At 74.0% G+C, this 15345-nt stretch carries 16 protein-coding genes; 7 read left to right on the top strand and 9 right to left on the bottom strand.

The window, feature by feature from the left end:
* Nucleotides 1–132 precede the first annotated feature (132 nt).
* The 3 genes from gpmI to H288_RS0103330 all read left to right on the top strand — a co-directional run bounded on the left by gpmI (nt 133) and on the right by H288_RS0103330 (nt 4468).
* Nucleotides 133–1644, top strand: a complete 1512-nt coding sequence (gene gpmI / locus H288_RS0103340; RefSeq protein ID WP_020091178.1) for a 2,3-bisphosphoglycerate-independent phosphoglycerate mutase — start codon at nt 133–135, stop codon at nt 1642–1644.
* A 132-nt stretch (nt 1645–1776) separates the two neighbouring features.
* A complete protein-coding gene (locus tag H288_RS0103335) occupies nt 1777–3192 on the top strand; it encodes an oligosaccharide flippase family protein (protein ID WP_020091177.1) in 1416 nt (471 codons plus the stop codon).
* A 10-nt stretch (nt 3193–3202) separates the two neighbouring features.
* A complete protein-coding gene (locus H288_RS0103330) occupies nt 3203–4468 on the top strand; it encodes a GNAT family N-acetyltransferase (protein ID WP_020091176.1) in 1266 nt (421 codons plus the stop codon).
* Here H288_RS0103330 and H288_RS0103325 read toward each other — a convergent pair.
* The 4 genes from H288_RS0103325 to H288_RS0103310 all read right to left on the bottom strand — a co-directional run bounded on the left by H288_RS0103325 (nt 4404) and on the right by H288_RS0103310 (nt 7462).
* Complete coding sequence (locus H288_RS0103325; protein WP_020091175.1) at nt 4404–4760, bottom strand: hypothetical protein; 357 nt, start codon at nt 4758–4760, stop codon at nt 4404–4406. The genes H288_RS0103330 and H288_RS0103325 overlap by 65 nt on opposite strands.
* Before the next feature lie 18 nt (nt 4761–4778).
* Nucleotides 4779–5006, bottom strand: a complete 228-nt coding sequence (locus H288_RS0103320) for a hypothetical protein (protein ID WP_020091174.1) — start codon at nt 5004–5006, stop codon at nt 4779–4781.
* A gap of 364 nt (nt 5007–5370) precedes the next feature.
* Nucleotides 5371–6798 carry a protein adenylyltransferase SelO gene (locus H288_RS0103315; protein ID WP_020091173.1) on the bottom strand — a complete coding sequence of 476 codons (1428 nt, stop codon included), beginning with the start codon at nt 6796–6798 and terminating at the stop codon, nt 5371–5373.
* A gap of 193 nt (nt 6799–6991) precedes the next feature.
* Entirely contained in the window at nt 6992–7462 is a 471-nt protein-coding gene (locus tag H288_RS0103310) for a tRNA (cytidine(34)-2'-O)-methyltransferase (protein WP_020091172.1), read from the bottom strand.
* A 180-nt stretch (nt 7463–7642) separates the two neighbouring features.
* Between H288_RS0103310 and H288_RS0103305 the strand changes: the two genes are divergently transcribed.
* Nucleotides 7643–8161: a PRC-barrel domain-containing protein gene (locus H288_RS0103305; RefSeq protein WP_020091171.1), complete on the top strand. Its 519-nt coding sequence runs from the start codon at nt 7643–7645 to the stop codon at nt 8159–8161.
* Nucleotides 8162–8269: 108 nt separating this feature from the next.
* Nucleotides 8270–8851: an SCO family protein gene (locus tag H288_RS0103300; RefSeq protein ID WP_020091170.1), complete on the top strand. Its 582-nt coding sequence runs from the start codon at nt 8270–8272 to the stop codon at nt 8849–8851.
* Nucleotides 8852–8878: 27 nt separating this feature from the next.
* Here H288_RS0103300 and H288_RS0103295 read toward each other — a convergent pair whose 3' ends face one another.
* Complete coding sequence (locus H288_RS0103295; RefSeq protein ID WP_020091169.1) at nt 8879–9520, bottom strand: PilZ domain-containing protein; 642 nt, start codon at nt 9518–9520, stop codon at nt 8879–8881.
* A gap of 229 nt (nt 9521–9749) precedes the next feature.
* Entirely contained in the window at nt 9750–10349 is a 600-nt protein-coding gene (locus H288_RS0103290) for a PAS domain-containing protein (protein ID WP_020091168.1), read from the bottom strand.
* A 348-nt stretch (nt 10350–10697) separates the two neighbouring features.
* Between H288_RS0103290 and H288_RS0103285 the strand changes: the two genes are divergently transcribed.
* Together H288_RS0103285 and H288_RS0103275 are read left to right on the top strand one after the other, a co-directional pair.
* A complete protein-coding gene (locus H288_RS0103285) occupies nt 10698–11519 on the top strand; it encodes a rhomboid family intramembrane serine protease (protein WP_020091167.1) in 822 nt (273 codons plus the stop codon).
* 151 nt (nt 11520–11670) lie between these two features.
* Nucleotides 11671–12102 (top strand): CBS domain-containing protein, encoded by a 432-nt coding sequence (locus tag H288_RS0103275; protein ID WP_020091165.1) that lies wholly within the window; start codon nt 11671–11673, stop codon nt 12100–12102.
* Between the two features lie 171 nt (nt 12103–12273).
* Here the strand turns inward: H288_RS0103275 and H288_RS0103270 are convergent, their stop codons facing one another.
* The 3 genes from H288_RS0103270 to hisI form a co-directional block, all read right to left on the bottom strand.
* Nucleotides 12274–13845 carry an alkaline phosphatase D family protein gene (locus H288_RS0103270; RefSeq protein WP_020091164.1) on the bottom strand — a complete coding sequence of 524 codons (1572 nt, stop codon included), beginning with the start codon at nt 13843–13845 and terminating at the stop codon, nt 12274–12276.
* Nucleotides 13846–13935: 90 nt separating this feature from the next.
* Entirely contained in the window at nt 13936–14922 is a 987-nt protein-coding gene (locus H288_RS0103265; protein ID WP_020091163.1) for a patatin-like phospholipase family protein, read from the bottom strand.
* The gene (gene hisI / locus H288_RS0103260; protein WP_020091162.1) at nt 14919–15341 is read right to left on the bottom strand and encodes a phosphoribosyl-AMP cyclohydrolase; all 423 of its coding nucleotides are present in this window, start codon (nt 15339–15341) and stop codon (nt 14919–14921) included. Before hisI ends, H288_RS0103265 begins: the two co-directional genes overlap by 4 nt.
* Nucleotides 15342–15345 lie beyond the last annotated feature (4 nt).

Here is a 15345-nt window from a genome sequence, read left to right as displayed (position 1 = left end):
GTCTCGCGCGACCAAGGCGATTATCGACACGCGCAACGATCCGGCCGCGTCAGGGCCCGGAGACCGGCCGCGCGCCGCGCGCGGCAGCCCAGGAGAGTTGTGCCCGTGCCCGACAGTACCCCGCGTCCCGTGATGCTCGTGATCCTCGACGGCTGGGGTCTGCGGGACGCGGTGGCCGACAACGCCGTCCACCAGGCCAGGACGCCGGTCTTCGACGGTCTGATGCGGGAGCGCCCCCGGTCGCGGCTGACGACCTTCGGCGCCGATGTCGGCCTGCCCAAGGGGCAGATGGGCAATTCCGAGGTCGGCCACCTCAACATCGGCGCGGGCCGCGTCGTCCTGCAGGACCTGCCGCGGATCGACGCGGCGGTCGCCGACGGCTCCCTCGCCCGGAACCCGGCCCTAGTCCGGTTCATCGAGGCGCTGCGCGCGTCGGGGGGGACCTGCCACCTCGTCGGCCTGCTCTCGCCCGGCGGCGTCCACGCGCACCAGGACCATGCCGTCGCGCTGGCGCGCGCGCTGACGACGGCCGGCATCCCGGTCCGGCTCCACGGCTTCACCGACGGGCGCGACATGCCGCCCCGCTCGGCCGCCACCTGCATCGCCGACGTCGCGGCCGCCCTCCCGAAGGGCGCCCGCATCGCGACGCTGTGCGGCCGCTACTTCGGCATGGACCGCGACCGGCGCTGGGAGCGGGTCCAGACGGCCTACGACGCCCTCACGGAGGCGCGCGGGACCCGGTTCGAGCGGGCCGGGCAGGCGGTCGCCGCGTCCTACGCGCAGGACGTGTCCGACGAGTTCATGCGGCCCGCGATCATCGGCGACTACGCCGGCATGCGGGACGGCGACGGCATCCTGAGCTTCAACTTCCGCGCCGACCGGACCCGGCAGATCCTGGAGGCGCTGCTCGACCCGGCCTTCGCGGGCTTCGAGCGCGCGCGCACGGTCCGGTTCGCCGCCGCCCTGGGGATCGTCCAGTACAGCGTCGAGATCGACGCCTTCGCCGAGACCCTGTTCGGGGCCCTCGACCTGCCCAACGGCCTCGGCGAGACCGTGGCCCGGGCCGGGCGCGCGCAGCTGCGCATGGCCGAGACCGAGAAGTACCCGCACGTCACCTACTTCATGAACGGCGGCCGCGAGGAGCCCTTCGCGGGGCAGGACGCGATCCTCGTGCCCTCGCCGAAGGTCGCGACCTACGATCTGCAGCCGGAGATGTCGGCGCCCGAACTCACCGACCGCGCCGTGGAGGCGATCGGCTCCGGGCGCTACGACCTCATCATCCTGAACTTCGCCAACCCTGACATGGTCGGCCACACCGGCAGCCTCGCGGCCGCCGTGAAGGCGGTGGAGACCGTCGACACCTGCCTCGGCCGCGTCGTCGAGGCGGTGACGGCCCAGGGCGGGGCGCTGCTGGTGACCGCCGACCACGGCAATTGCGAGATGATGCGCGATCCCGAGACCGGCGAGCCGCACACCGCCCACACCCTCAACCCGGTGCCCGCCGCGCTCGTCGGCGTCGACGGCGTGACCCTGGCCGACGGACGGCTGGCCGACGTGGCGCCGACGCTCCTCGACCTGATGGGACTGGACCAGCCGGCCGAGATGACAGGCACGTCGCTGATCCGCCCGCGGGGCGAGGGCTGAGGGCCGGGGCCGGCGGCACGCCGCCTGCGAAGCCCGGGCTGTCATGCGCGCCGTCCCTGCGTTACCTCCCGCCACGGGCCGGTCTGTCCCAGCGTGGTGCGAGGTCGTGGTGCGTCTGACCGGTTCTAGGACATGATCGCCCGGCACAGCCTGATCTATGTCGGCTCGCGGGGCTTCGCGGCCGCCCTGAACATGGCCTCGGTGGCGGTGTTCACGCGGCTCGCGCCGGTGGAGAGCTACGGCACCTACCTGTACGTCCTGTCCTGGGCGCTGGTGCTCTACGGGGCGACCTGCCAGTGGCCGAAATTCGCGTTCTTCGCCCTCTACGACGAGGCGCGCGAGCCCGCGCAGGTCGGCACCGTGGTGCGGATCCTGGGCGGCACCTTGCTCCTCGCCGGGCTCGGCAGCGCGCTCGCCGCCGCCCTCGGCCTGATGCCGGCGCGGATGGCGGCCGCGATCCTGGCGCTGGCCTTCGGGACCACCCTGTTCGAGGGCTCCACCGAGATCGCCCGCACCCGCCTGCGGGCCGGGGCGGTGGCAGCCTCGGTGATGAGCCGCGCCGTCCTGATCCTGGCCCTCGGCAGCCTGGCGCTGCACCTCTCGCAGGATCCCCTGCACCTCGCCTTCGCGGTGGCGGCCGCGAACGCCCTGGCCTCCCTGCCGGCTGCGGCCACGATCGCCCCGATGATGCCCGGCCGCGGCAGCCGCGCGGAGGCGCTGCGGCTGTTCGCCTACGGCTGGCCGCTGGTGCTGTCCTTCGGGACTGCGGCGCTCGCCCAGAGCCTCGACCGGCTGATCATCGCCAAGACGGTGGGGCCGGCGGGGCTCGGCGCCTACGGCGCCCTGGCCGACTTCCTGAAGCAGAGCTTCATCGTGTTCGGCGAGGCGATCGCCCTGTCGCTGATCTCGATCGCCAAGCGCGAGGCGCGGGTGGGCGGGATGGCGGCGGCCTCCGGGGTGCTGCGCGACGCCGCACGGGCCATGACGCTGATCGCGGCCTTCGGGGCCGTGTTCTTCCTGTGCTTCGACGATCTGGTCGTGGCGGTGCTGCTCGGGCCCGACTACCGGGCCGAGGCGCGGGAGCTCGCCCCGGTGCTGATCCTGGCGAGCATCCTGATGATGTTCCGCGCCTACTATTTCGGGCAGGTGATCTACTTCGCCCGCTCCAGCGGCCTGGAGGCGGCCGCCGCGTTCGCGACCCTCGCCACCGTCGCCGCGCTGTCGCTCCTGCTGATCCCGCGCTTCGGCGCCGCCGGGGCGGCCCTCGCCTTCGCGGGCGGCCAGAGCGCGGCCTGCCTCGTGCTGGTGCTCGGCGCCCGCCGGACCGGCACGACGATGCCGCTGCCGCTCGCCGACATGGCCGGCATCGCCGGGATCGCGCTGGCCTGCGGCGCGGTGAATGCCGGCATCGCCCTGGTCCCCGGCGGGCTGATGCCGCCGGGACAGGCCCTGCGCCTCGTCCTGCTCACCGCCGCCGCCGGGGTGACGGCGTGGCGCTACGACGTGCTCGGCTTCGCCGGCGCGATCCGTCACCGTCTCGCGGCCTGACGGTCCCGCGATGGCAGGCCCCGCGTCGGACACCCCATCGGACACGGCCGCGCTTCCCGGCGGGCTCGTGGCGGCGGTCCGGCCCCTCGACGGGGCGGCGCCCTGGGTCCCGGCCTGGCGGGCCCTGGGTCGGGCGAGCCTGATGCGCAACCCGTTCTACGAGGCGGGCTACGCCCTGGCGGCCCGCGACGCCTTCGGGGCGGGCGTCCGGCTCCTCCTCGTCGCCGATCGGCCCCCCGAGGCGCCCGGGGCCCGGCTCCTCGCCGCCTGGCCGTTCCGGCCGTCGCGCCGCCGCTGGGGCGTGCCGCTGCCGCTGCTCGTGGGCTGGACCCACGGCTACGCCCCGTTCGGGGCGCCGCTCCTCGACGGCGCCGCCCCGGAGGCCGCCCTGGCGGGGCTGCTCGCCGCGCCGGGCGCCCTCGGCCTGCCGCCGCGTCTCCTCCTGCCGAACGCTCCGGCCGACGGCCCCCTGCCTGAACTCCTGACGGCGTGTGGCGGGCGCCGCGCCGCGTACTGGCCGCACGACCGCGGCCTGCTCGACCTGACCGGCCGCGGGCCGGAGGCGCGGGCCTCCTATCTCGGGCACCTCTCCGGGCAGCGCCGCCGCAAGCTCCGCCGCGCCCGCGCGCGCCTGGAGGCGGCGGGGCCCGTGACCTTCGAGATCCTCGCCGCGCCCGAATCCCTCGGCCCCGCCCTCGACGCCCACGTCGCCCTGGAGGCCGCCGGCTGGAAGGGTCAGGCCGGCACGAGCCTGGCGCAGCGGCCGGCGGAGATCGCCTTCCTGCGCGCCGCCCTGGCCGATCTCAGTGCCGATCTCAGTGCCGATCTCGGGGCCGATCGCGGGGCCGATCGCGGGGCCGCGGACGGCGTGCGGATCGCGCGCCTGCGCCGGGGCGACCGGCTCCTGGCCTCCCTGATCCTGCCGGTCACCGGCCGGGAGGCCTGGGTGCTGAAGATCGCCAACGACGAGACGCGGCCGGAGACCGCGCCGGGCGTCCAGCTCGTCCACCGGCTGACCGAGGCGGTGGCCGGGGGCGACTGGCCGATCGACCGGATCGATTCCTGCGCGCCGCCGGACTTCGCCCTCGGCACCACCTTCTGGACCGCGCGCCGGCCGATCGCCCATCTGCTGGTGGAGGCGGGCCGCGATCCGCTGTTCCCGGTGGCCCGGACCCTGGAGCGGGCCCGGGAGCGCGTTGCCCGGGCGCGTGTCACCATCCGAAGCGGGCGATCTGCTCCAGCCGCGCCCGCGTCGCCGCCGCGTCGCGGCCCGTGACGGCGATCCGCCCGGACAGGTCGTAGCAGGTCGCGCAGAACGGCAGCTGCAGCAGCGTGTACCCGTCGTCCCGCGCCCGGGCGACGGAGGCGATGAGGCAGGGCAGGACCGGCTCGTCGGGCGGCCCGGCGAGGCAGTCGGCCCGGGGGCTGCCGAAGGCCGGGCGGTTCGGCCAGGTCAGCAGGAGCGTGGTCCCGCCCCGGCGGTCCGGGGCCGGCGGCAGGGTGTAGCTGCGCAGGAACAGCGCGCAGGCCGCGAGGACGAGGACCGGCAGGATCAGGGCTGTGCGCATCGGCGGTGTCCTCGCGCCTCAATCCCCCGCGTCGAAGCGCGTCCGATAGAACACCTCGCGGCCGGCGCCGTCGATCACCCGGACCGCCTCGGCCGGCTCGCCCGAGCGCTGCGGCACCCGGGCGCGGGCGAACAGCCGCAGGGCCCGCTCCTGCGCGCTCTCCAGGCTGCCGACCCGCACGGAGATCCGCGTCTGGATCTCGTCCGGCTCCGGTCCGAGGACTTCGATGTGGAAGGTCTCGCGCACGGGTATCCGCCTGATCGAGGGATCTTCAGCGCCGGATATCGGGATCCGGCTGCCGGCCGCCATAGCATGTTCCGGCCGGGTATCCGGTCCGGCGCCGCGCGGCGAGCCCGGGACGACGCGCCGCGGGCTCGATCTCGGCACGAAGTCCAATTGCCCCGCGGCCCGCCTCGGCACTAAGAGGGCCGTTCCGCCCGAGGAGACATCACCGGAGGAACCCCGTGGACCCGCTCAAGGCCGCCGCCGCGACGCTTCTCTGCCTCGCCCTGTTCTGGCTGGCCTTCCGGCTGACCCGGCGCCTGGTCGATCTCGCCATCGCGGGGGGCTACGCCGAGGAGCGCCGACGGCTCGCCGAGGAGGAGGCCGCTCAGGCCGAGGCGGGCGCCGTCCCGCAGGCCTCGGCCATCCGGGCCACTCCCGCGAGCTTGGCCTCGAACAGGGACCAGTCATCCGCCGCGGCGATCGGCGCCCACAACGCCTCCACTTCGTCGATCAGGAGCGTGCAGGGCGCCTCCGCGAAGTAGGGATGGTCGAGCCGCGCGCCCGGGGCGGGCGCGAGCGGCTCCAGCGCGGCCCGCACCGGCGCGAAGGCCTCGTGCGCGTAGTGGCCGGCGGACGGCCCGGCCTGCGCGCGGGTCGCGCTCGCGAGGCCGCCGTACCAGTCGAAGAAGAACCGCTCGAAGGGCGCCCGCGTCTCCGCGAGGAACCGCCAGACCGCCGAGACCAGCCGGTCGGTCTCCGGCCGCGGCGCCGGGGCGAGGCCGAGCCGGCGGAACAGGGCCTCGGCGAACGCCTCCTGCAGGGCCGGCCCGAATCCGGAGAGCGCCGTTTCCAAGCGCGCCTGGGGGGCCAGCACCAGCAGGCAGTCGGCGAGCCGGGCGAGGTTCCAGAACAGGGCCTCCGGCTGGCGGCCGAAGCTGTAGAGCCCGGTCTCGTCGAAGTAGGCGGCCGTGAAGTCCGGATCGTAATGCGGCAGGAAGCGCCAGGGCCCGTAATCGAAGCTCTCACCGGTGACGTTGATGTTGTCGCTGTTGAGGACCCCGTGGACGAAGCCGGCCGCCGCCCACTGCGCGCCCATCCGGGCGACCCGGGCGACCACGTCCTCCAGCAAGCCGACGGCGCGATCCTCAACGCCGTCGCGCCAGAGCTCCGGCCGGTGGGTCGCGATCGTGTGGTCGAGGAGCCGGGCGATGTTGTCCGGCTCGCCGAGCGCCAGGAAGCGCTGGAAGCTGCCGATGCGGATGTGGCCGTGGGACAGGCGCACCAGCACCGAGGCGCGTGCCGGCGAGGGCTCGTCGCCGCGCACGAGGTCCTCGCCGGTCTCGATCAGGCTGAAGCTCTTCGAGGTGTAGACGCCCTGCGCCTCCAGGAGGGCGGTGGCCAGCACCTCGCGCACGCCGCCCTTGAGGGTGAGCCGCCCGTCGGCGCCGCGCGACCAGGGCGTCGTGCCGCTGCCCTTGGTGCCGAGGTCGAGGAGGCGCCCGTCCAGGCGGTCGTGCAGCTGCGCGAACAGGAAGCCGCGCCCGTCGCCGAGGTCCGGATTGTAGGCGCGGAACTGATGGCCGTGGTAGCGCAGGGCCAGCGGCGTCTCGAAGCTGCCCGGCAGGGGCTCGAACCGGCCGAAATGGGCGATCCACGCCGCCTCGGACAGGCCGCCCAGTCCGACCCGCTTCGCCCAAGTCTGGTTGCGGTAGCGCAGGATCGTCCGCGGGAACCGGGCCGGCGTCACCGGATCGAAGAAGGCGGGGCCCAGATCGGCGTGGCGCCGGGAGGGCGTGAAGGCGGTGTCGTCCATGCGGCGGCGCGTCTCGCGGGGTGAGGATGAGTCCCGTTGTACCAAGCGAGCCGGACGCGATCCGTTGCCGATCCCGTCCTCGCGAGCGCGGCGAAGCAACCCAGTGCAGCGGGACATCGGCCGAGCGTGGCGCTGCCTGGATCGCTTCGCTCCGCTCGCGAAGACGGCGGCCGACCCGAGAGGCGTCACGATCCTAGAGATCTGGTCGGGCCGTCCCGGACACCTGCCGCAGGGCCTCGCCGGCGATCATCGCGGCCGCGACCGCGACATTGAGCGAGCGCAGGCCCGCCCGGATCGGCACCACGATCCGGGCGTCGGCGGCCGCGTGCACCGCCTCGGGCACGCCGGCGGATTCGCGCCCGACCATCAGGCAATCGTCCGGGCGGAAGGCGAAGTCCGTGTAGGGCACGGCGCCCGCCGTGGTGGCGAGGACGAGCCGGATCCCGGCCTCGGCCCGCCACGCCGCGAAGGCCGCGAAGGAGCGGTGCCGGGTGATCGCCACGTGGTCGAGGTAGTCCAGGCCCGAGCGGCGCAGGTGGCGGTCCGAGACGTCGAAGCCCGCGGGTTCCACGATCTCCACCGCCAGCCCGAGGCAGGCGGCCATGCGCAGCATCGTGCCGGTGTTCTGCGGGATATCGGGCTGGTAGAGGGCGAGGCGGAGCATGGCGCCGGCCTTGTGCGGGGCGGAAGGCCCCGCCGTCAAAGGCCCCCGGCGCCGACGCGCAGCCGGCAAACCGCCGGGCCGGCCCCCGCCGGGGCCGAGACCGCGCGGAACTTAAGCCCCGCCAGAACCTTGAGGCGGCGCGACCCCCCTGTGCGGCCCCCGTCTGAAAGACCTGCTCCGATGCGCACCCCGCTCCTCGCCTCGGCCCTCCTGCTGGCCGGCCTCGCCACCGCTTCGGCGCAGACCGACGGCGCCAGATCGGACGGCGCCAAGCCGGACGGCGGCGCCGCCGCGACCCCGGTCCCCGGCCAGCCCGCCACCATGGCCGACAGCCTGCGCCCGACCTTCGTGGCCCAGGCCCCCGACGACATGGTCGCCAGCAAGCTGATCGGCTCCAGCGTCGTCAACGGCGCCAACGAGACCATCGGGCAGATCGCCGACTTCGTCCTCGACCAGAAGGGGGCCGTGAAGGCCTGGATCATCGGGGTCGGCGGCTTCCTGGGGATCGGCTCGAAATACGTCGCGGTCGACCCGTCCGTGCTCAAGCTCGACCGCACCGACGGCAAGACCCTCCAGGCGCGGATCGACACGACCAAGGACCAGCTCCGGGCGGCGCCGGAATACGTCTATCTCGGCAAGGAGCCGCCGAAGGGCGCCGCCCCGGCGAGCCCCGCGGGGGAGCCGGCCTCGAAGCCGTAGCGGTCGCGCCGGCGCGGCGCCGATCGGTCGGCCGGCGGCACCGCGCCGGCTTGCCTCCGCGCGCCGTTGTGTGCTGTGCCGGCCTCCCCGGAGGTCGGAACCCGTCCCATGCGCCGCGCCCTCGTCCCGCTCCTCGCCTTCTGCCTCGGCCTCATCGGCCTGACCGGGGCGGCGGTGTTCGCGTTCCTGCCCGACAAGGCACCGGTGGGCGTGCCGAGCGTCGGCGGCCCGTTCACGCTGGTGAACCAGGACGGGCGCACCGTCACCGAGCGCGACTTCGCCGGCGCGACGCACCTCGTGTTCTTCGGCTTCACCCACTGCCCGGACGTCTGCCCGACCACCCTGCAGCAGATCTCCGACGTGCTCGCCGCCCTGGGGTCGAAGGGCAAGACGATGCGGGTCGCCTTCGTCACGGTGGATCCCGAGCGGGACGATCCGGCGAGCCTCAAGACCTACCTGTCGAGCTTCGACCCGCGCATCACCGGCCTCACCGGCACGCCCGAGCAGGTCACCGCCACCGAGAAGGCGTACCGGGCCTATGCCCGCAAGGTGCCCGCCAAGGACGGCGACTACACGATGGAGCACACCGCCCTGGTGTACATCATGGACGCGCAGAACCGCTTCCTCGGCGCCCTCGACCTGACCCGGCCGGCCGACGAGGTCGCCGCGCAGCTCGCCAAGAAGATCTGACCGCCGGCCGATCCGGCCGCACGCCCGTCAGAGCGTCATCCCGGCGTGGAAGCGGTCGGGGGAGAGCGGCAGCAGGAACTGCACGCCGAAGCCGCCCTCGAAGTAGCGCACCAGCCGGCCCGGCGTGCTGCCCACCGTGACGGCGGCGCCGAGGGGCAGCGGCACCGGGCAGGAGATCGCCACGCCCGACATTGAGATGTCGATGAGGCGCGCCCGGATCTCGCGACCGCCCTCGACGCGCAGGACCACCGCCGTGTTGGTCGGCACGAGGCGCTCGTGCGAGCGTCCCTCCGGCAGCCCCAGCATCTCCCGGTTCGCCAGCCAGGTGAGCTGGGAGGCGAGCTTGTCCCGCTTGCGCGACGTGGCGTTGAGCTGGACCGCGAACCCGTCCGGGCAGGTGCGCGCGACGACGCCCTCGATGCGGCCGATATGCTCCAGGTAGAGCACCACGCGCTCGCCGACCGCGCCCTTGACCGCGCAGGTCAGCCGCACGCCGCCCGGCGACATGTCCACGGTCTGGCAGGGATATTCCCGGCGATCGGCCAGCATGTAGCGGCCGAGCACGGCGACCCGCACGCGCTGGTGGCGGCGCTGGTCGGCGGCACCGCGCGCCGGCTCGGCGGCGAGGCCGCGCAGATCAGTTCCAGCGGTGGCCTCGACCGCGATCATTCCGAGATTGGTCCTGCGCCGGAGAATGGCCGGTGCAGACTAGGCACGGACAGTTACGAAACCCTTTTTTCCTGCTTCGGGATCGATCGGCCTTGTAGAAACATCCATTGTCGAGCCCTGCCGCGTCGTGCGCGATCGACTTGTGCGCCGAAGCTTTCCTCGGGTGCACGCGCCGATTCGATCGAACTGGCCGTCCCGGACCGGGCGTAACCTTGGACGAATACGGTTCTCAGGCGCGCCCGCCGGCGTGGACGAGGAGGTGGCCGTGGCGCACCGGCCCGGGGTAGCCCGCGCTCGTGCGCACGGCGGTACGGGCGGGCGGGACCGGCTCGGTCCGGCGGCTGGGCAGGATGCGCAGGGAGGTGGTCTCCGCCTCCACCAGCGGGCGCAGGCCGAGCCAGTGCGGCGCGCCGTCGAGGCTCAGGGTGCCGAGGGCGCGGACCTGCGTCCGGCCGCGGTGGCGCAGGGGCAGGAGCAGGAGTTCGAGATCCGCCGCCTCGCCGGCCGCGTTGGTGCCGCGCAGGCCCGCGACGACGCCCAGCGTGTCGCTGGCCACGATCTCGACGATCCGCCAGGGATCCGTCGCCCGGGAGCCCCACAGCTTGGCGAAGGGCTCGCCCTTCAGCTCGCGGCCGTACAGGGCGCAGACCCGGGTCCCCGCGAGCCGGATGCTCGCGGAGCGGCTCGGCATGTCGAGTTCCAGGATCAGGCTGTCGGCGAGGAGGTGCCGGATCTCGCCCGGCTCGATCTCGGCGCGTTCCGGCGCGGCCCGTTCTCCGCGCAGGCGCTCCCAGTAGGCGTGGAGCATGCGGCTGGTGGGATGCTTCATCGGTGTCCCGATTCTCAACGCCTGTGGTTCATCCCCGGATCATTCTGGCACATCCGCGGGGGTGTGACCGGCCGATCCGGGCGTTCACCGCGTCCGGGCGCACGGGCCGTGCCGGCTCCCGCACCCGCGCGCCGCCGGTCCCGCCGGCGCCGCGCGGGGCGGGGGGTAGCGCGTCGTGGCCGGCGACACAATCGTCGCACCCCGCCGGGCGCGCCGCGGCCGTCCGGGACGGATCCGGACTGAAGACGGGGCGGTGCGCGATACGGACCGCGATCCGACCGGTATTTGCGAGCTTCAATACGTCGCCGGGGCTTGCCCGATCGCGCCGCGCCCCGACATGGTGCGCCGATGGACGCCTCCCCCGATTTCCCGCGGCAGAGCCGCGTGCCCGTGTTCAACATGCCGGGCATCGTCACCGCGTCGATCGGGCTGCTCCTGGCGATCCAGGCGGTGCGCGAGTTCCTGCTGCCGGACACCTGGGACATCCGCCTCGTCCTCGACCTCGCGCTGGTCCCGGCGCGCTGGACCCTCTGGTTCGATCCCGGCCGGGCCTCCGAGGTGATCCGCGCCGCCGCCGATCCGGGCGATCCCGGCCTGGAGGCGGCCCGCGAGGCCTTCGCCCGCTACATCGTGGGCGAGCACGCCCTCCAGCCCTGGACGCTCGTCACCTACGGGCTGCTGCACGGCTCGTGGATGCACGTGATCTTCAACAGCGTCTGGCTCGCGGCCTTCGGCGCCCCGGTGGCGCGCCGCTGCGGCGCCGTGCGCTGGTGCGTGCTCGCGCTGGCCGGCACGGCGGCCGGCGGACTTCTCCACATCCTGATCGATCCGCTGAGCGCGGGGCCGCTGGTCGGCGCCTCGGCGGGGATCTCGGCCCTGATGGCCGCCGCCGCGCGCTTCGTGTTCCAGCCGCCGGTCTCGGGCTACGGCGCGCCGGCCTGGCAGGTGCCGCCGCCCCGTCCCGCCGAGACGATCCCGGAGCTGCTGCGCAACCGGACCGCGGTGTCGTTCCTGGTGATCTGGCTGCTGACCAACCTGCTCTTCGGCCTCGTCAGCGTGCCGCTCGTCGGCGAGAACGCCGCCATCGCCTGGGACGCCCATCTCGGCGGCTTCATCGCGGGCTTCTTCCTGTTCCCCCTGGTGGATCCCCGAGAGCCGCGCCGGCACTGAGTCCCTGCCATCGACGCCCGGCACCTTGCCATCCGGCCGGATCGATCACACACTCGCCACAATGTGAACGAGCCGGGCCAACCCGGCCGAGAACGCCATCAGGGCGCCGCGGGCTGACGGCGCACCGGCCGCGTCACACAGGGAGAGAGCCATGACCGTCGCACGCATCCTCGCCGAGAAGGGCAGCTCCGTCGTCACCGTGGGCCCCGACAAGACCCTCGATGAGGTGATCCAGATCCTCGCCGACAAGCGGATCGGCGCCCTCGTGGTCGCCCAGGCCGACGGGACGGTGGCGGGCATCATCTCCGAGCGGGACATCATGCGGGCGCTCGCCCGGCACGGGGGCTCGGCCTTCGACGCGCCGGTCTCGGCCCACATGACCACCGCGGTCACCACCTGCGGCCGGACCACCACGATCGAGGAGGTCATGACCCTCATGACCGACGGGCGCTTCCGCCACGTACCGGTCTGCGAGGACGGGCGGCTGATCGGCCTGGTCTCGATCGGCGACGTGGTGGCGCGCAAGATCGCCACCGTCGAGGCCGAGCACCAGGCCCTGCGCGACTACATCACGATGGCGTAGGGGCGCCGGCACCGCGCGTTTCTCTCGCCCTCCGCCCCCGGGCCTCGCCGGTTCAGGACAGGCCGCCGGGGCGCGACGCGCTCCCTCTCCCGTGCGGGAGAGGGGACCCGCGCCCCTTCGTCGACGGGCGAGCAGGCCGACATCGCGAGCCCGTACCGCCCGCGGTCCGCCTCACGCCTTCACGGGATCAAGCGTGACGTGCCAGAGGTCGGTGTCGGCCGCGTCCTTGAGGGTCACCGTCATCTGCTCGGTGGCGCCGTCCACCGCCACGTGGCCGAAGAACTGGTAGCCGGCGGCCGGCGACAGGTTCACCTGGCCCTTGTCGGGCGCCTTCACGTAGCGCAGCTGCGGCCCGAAGGTGTTGTCCAGCGCGTTCGGCCCGAAGGTGCCGGCGTGCAGCGGCCCGGAGACGAACTCCCAGAACGGCTCGAAATCCTGGAACTGCGCCTTGTCGGGGTCGTAGTAGTGGGCGGCCGTGTAGTGCACGTCGGCCGTGAGCCAGACCGTGTTGCGGATCCCTGCGCTCTTGATGAAGCGCAGCAGGTCGGCGATCTCCAGCTCGCGCCCCAGCGGCGGTCCGTCGCCCTGCGCCACCGCCTCCGAGCCGAAATTGCGGTCGGTGTCGTAGGTCACCACGAGGCCGAGCGGCATGTCGGCGGCGATCACCTTCCAGGTCGCGCGGGACTCGAGCAGCGCCCGCTTCAGCCACGCGATCTGCTGCGGCCCGAGGAAGTAGGACTCGGGCCCGTATTCCGTCTGCCGGTTCTCGCCGTTCGGGCCCCGGTAGGAGCGCATGTCGAGCATGAACACGTCGACCAGCGGGCCGTAGCCGATCTTGCGGTAGACCCGGCCGGGCTCCGACGGCTCGAAGCGCATCGGCATGTACTCGTGGAAGGCCTTGGCCGCCCGCAGCTGCAGCGCCAGCACGTTCGGGTCGGCGTACTTCTTCTTCAGGTGCTCGGCCCGGGTCAGCGGCTCCCCCGGCCACCAGTTGTTGGTGACCTCGTGGTCGTCCCACTGGGCCAGGATCGGCACGGCGGCGTTCATCGCCAGGACGTTCCGGTCGGTGAGGTTGTACTTGTGCCGGCCCCGGAACTCCGCGAGCGTCTCGGCCGGCTTGGCCACCTCCTCGGTCACCCGATTGCACCACAGGCTGCCGTCGGGGAGCTTCACCTCGGACTGGATCGGCCCGTCGGCGTAGATCGTGTCGCCGGAATGGATGAAGAAGTCCGGTCGGTTCTTCAGGATGGCGGAGTAGATCGTCATGCCGCCGCGGGCCTCGTCGATGCCCCAGCCCTGGCCCGCCGTGTCGCCCGACCAGCAGAACGAGACCGAGCGCCGGTCCGCCGGCGCGGTCCGGAACCGCCCGACCTGGGCCGGCCCGACGATGGTCGGCGCGGCGACGTCCTCCAGGCGGACACGGTAGAACACGTCCTGGCCGGCCGGCAGCCCGGTCAGTGTCACCTTCACGGTGCCGTCGGTCTCCGGCAGGGCGTCGGCGAAGACGCCGCCGCGGATGTCGGCGAAGCTCTCGGTGGTCGCCCACTCGACGATCGCCCGGGCCGGCCGGTCGGACCGGGCCCAGACCACCGCCGAGTCGGTGCCGACGTCGCCCGACTGGAGGCCGTGGGTCAGGAGCGGCCGGTCGGCGGCGCGGCTCAGGCCGGGCCGTCCGAGGCCCGTGGCCAGCCCGACGAGGCCGGCGCCTCCGGACAGCAGGATCTGACGGCGACTCGTATACATTGGAGGTCCTCCAGCATGCACGGGCGCCCATCGCAGGCGGCCACGACAGCCGGATGACGGCCCCCTCCGGACGGAGCGCGCCCGGATCCCTCAGGCGCGCGCGGCCGCGCCCTCCAGCACGGCCCGGATCCGGGGCAGGGCGGCGCGGGCGGCGCGGTGCCCGAGGGCGATGCCCTCCGCGGCCCGGTGGAAGTCGAACAGCCCGAAGGCCGCCAGATCCGGGCCGATGGCCACGTCCGGCGGGTCGCGCTCCAGCCGCGCCCGCGAGATCCGGTCCTGGGTGGTGTTGAACGCGTCGAGCACCACTCGCGCGATGCCCGGCACGGCGATCTCGGGCTCGGGTCGGTCGAAGCCCGGCAGGCGCCCGCGCACGACCTGCAGGAAGCCCCGGCGCGGCGGGGCCGGGTGCGGCGCCTCGCGCACCACCGGTCCGCCGGTGTCGCCGTTGAGGTTCACGCAGATGACGAGGTCGGCCCCGAGCGCCCGGGCGAGGCCCACCGGCACCGGGTTGACCAGGGTCCCGTCCATCAGCACGCGGCCGTCATGGGCCACCGGCGGGAACAGACCGGGGATCGCGTAGGAGGCGCGCACCGCGTCCACCGCCGGACCCTCGGTCAGGCTGACCTCGTGGCCGGTCCCGTACTCGGTGGCGACGCAGCCGAAGCGGATCGGCAGCGTCTCGATGCGGCGCTCGCCGAGATCCGCGGCGAGGCGCTGGCGCAGGCGGTTGCCGGCGATCAGGCCTGAGCCCGGCAGGCGGGGGTCGATGAGCCCCACCACCCGACGCCGGGTCAGCGCCCGGGCGAAGGCCTCGAGCCGGTCGAGGCGCCCGGCCGCGTAGCAGGCGCCGACCACGGCGCCGATGGAGCAGCCGGCCACCACGGTCGGCGTGATGCCGCCTTCCTCCAGGGCGCGGATCACCCCGATATGCGCCCAGCCCCGTGCCGAGCCGCCCCCGAGGGCGAGCCCGACCTGCGGGCCGGGGCTCGGCGGCGCGCGGACCGGCTCGACGGTTCCGGGCGGGAAATGCGGGTCGGCGGACTCGTCTTGCCACCGCGTGGCAAGAGGGCGGCTCATCGCCCGGCGGCTTTCAGGACGACCCGGCCGTCCGCCTCCCGGACGACGCTGCGGTAGAAGCAGTCGCGCCGGCCGGTGTGGCAGCAGCCGCCGTCGCCGCCGACCTCGACGCGGATCAGCAGGGCGTCCTGGTCGCAGTCGACCCGCATCTCGACGACGCGCTGGATCTGGCCGCTGGTCGCGCCCTTGTGCCAGAGCTCCCGGCGCGAGCGCGACCAGTACCACGCCTCGCCGGTCTCGAGGGTGCGCGCCAGCGACTCGGCGTTCATGTGGGCGAGCATCAGCACCTGCCCGTCCCGCGCGTCCACCGCGATGCAGGCGACGAGGCCGTCGCGGTCGAACCGGGGCGTGAGGGCCGTGCCCTCCTCGATCTCGGCCCGGGTGCCGGGGGGAGCGAAGGCGGTGTCGCGCGCGGTCATGGTC

It is taken from the genome of Methylobacterium sp. 285MFTsu5.1 (assembly GCF_000383455.1).
Taxonomy (GTDB): Bacteria; Pseudomonadota; Alphaproteobacteria; order Rhizobiales; family Beijerinckiaceae; genus Methylobacterium.
The sequence above is the reverse complement of the archived record's forward strand: the minus strand, read 5'-3'. Positions and strand labels throughout refer to the sequence as shown.

Coding starts and splice junctions, on each gene's coding strand:
- H288_RS0103295 (WP_020091169.1), bottom strand. CDS start 9,520: ATGATCGCGGTCGAGGCCACCGCTGGAACTGATCTGCGCGGCCTCGCC.
- H288_RS0103265 (WP_020091163.1), bottom strand. CDS start 14,922: ATGAGCCGCCCTCTTGCCACGCGGTGGCAAGACGAGTCCGCCGACCCG.
- gpmI (WP_020091178.1), top strand. CDS start 133: ATGCTCGTGATCCTCGACGGCTGGGGTCTGCGGGACGCGGTGGCCGAC.
- H288_RS0103270 (WP_020091164.1), bottom strand. CDS start 13,845: ATGTATACGAGTCGCCGTCAGATCCTGCTGTCCGGAGGCGCCGGCCTC.
- H288_RS0103305 (WP_020091171.1), top strand. CDS start 7,643: ATGCGCACCCCGCTCCTCGCCTCGGCCCTCCTGCTGGCCGGCCTCGCC.
- H288_RS0103285 (WP_020091167.1), top strand. CDS start 10,698: ATGGACGCCTCCCCCGATTTCCCGCGGCAGAGCCGCGTGCCCGTGTTC.
- H288_RS0103275 (WP_020091165.1), top strand. CDS start 11,671: ATGACCGTCGCACGCATCCTCGCCGAGAAGGGCAGCTCCGTCGTCACC.
- H288_RS0103325 (WP_020091175.1), bottom strand. CDS start 4,760: ATGCGCACAGCCCTGATCCTGCCGGTCCTCGTCCTCGCGGCCTGCGCG.
- H288_RS0103300 (WP_020091170.1), top strand. CDS start 8,270: ATGCGCCGCGCCCTCGTCCCGCTCCTCGCCTTCTGCCTCGGCCTCATC.
- hisI (WP_020091162.1), bottom strand. CDS start 15,341: ATGACCGCGCGCGACACCGCCTTCGCTCCCCCCGGCACCCGGGCCGAG.
- H288_RS0103335 (WP_020091177.1), top strand. CDS start 1,777: ATGATCGCCCGGCACAGCCTGATCTATGTCGGCTCGCGGGGCTTCGCG.
- H288_RS0103290 (WP_020091168.1), bottom strand. CDS start 10,349: ATGAAGCATCCCACCAGCCGCATGCTCCACGCCTACTGGGAGCGCCTG.
- H288_RS0103315 (WP_020091173.1), bottom strand. CDS start 6,798: ATGGACGACACCGCCTTCACGCCCTCCCGGCGCCACGCCGATCTGGGC.
- H288_RS0103330 (WP_020091176.1), top strand. CDS start 3,203: ATGGCAGGCCCCGCGTCGGACACCCCATCGGACACGGCCGCGCTTCCC.
- H288_RS0103310 (WP_020091172.1), bottom strand. CDS start 7,462: ATGCTCCGCCTCGCCCTCTACCAGCCCGATATCCCGCAGAACACCGGC.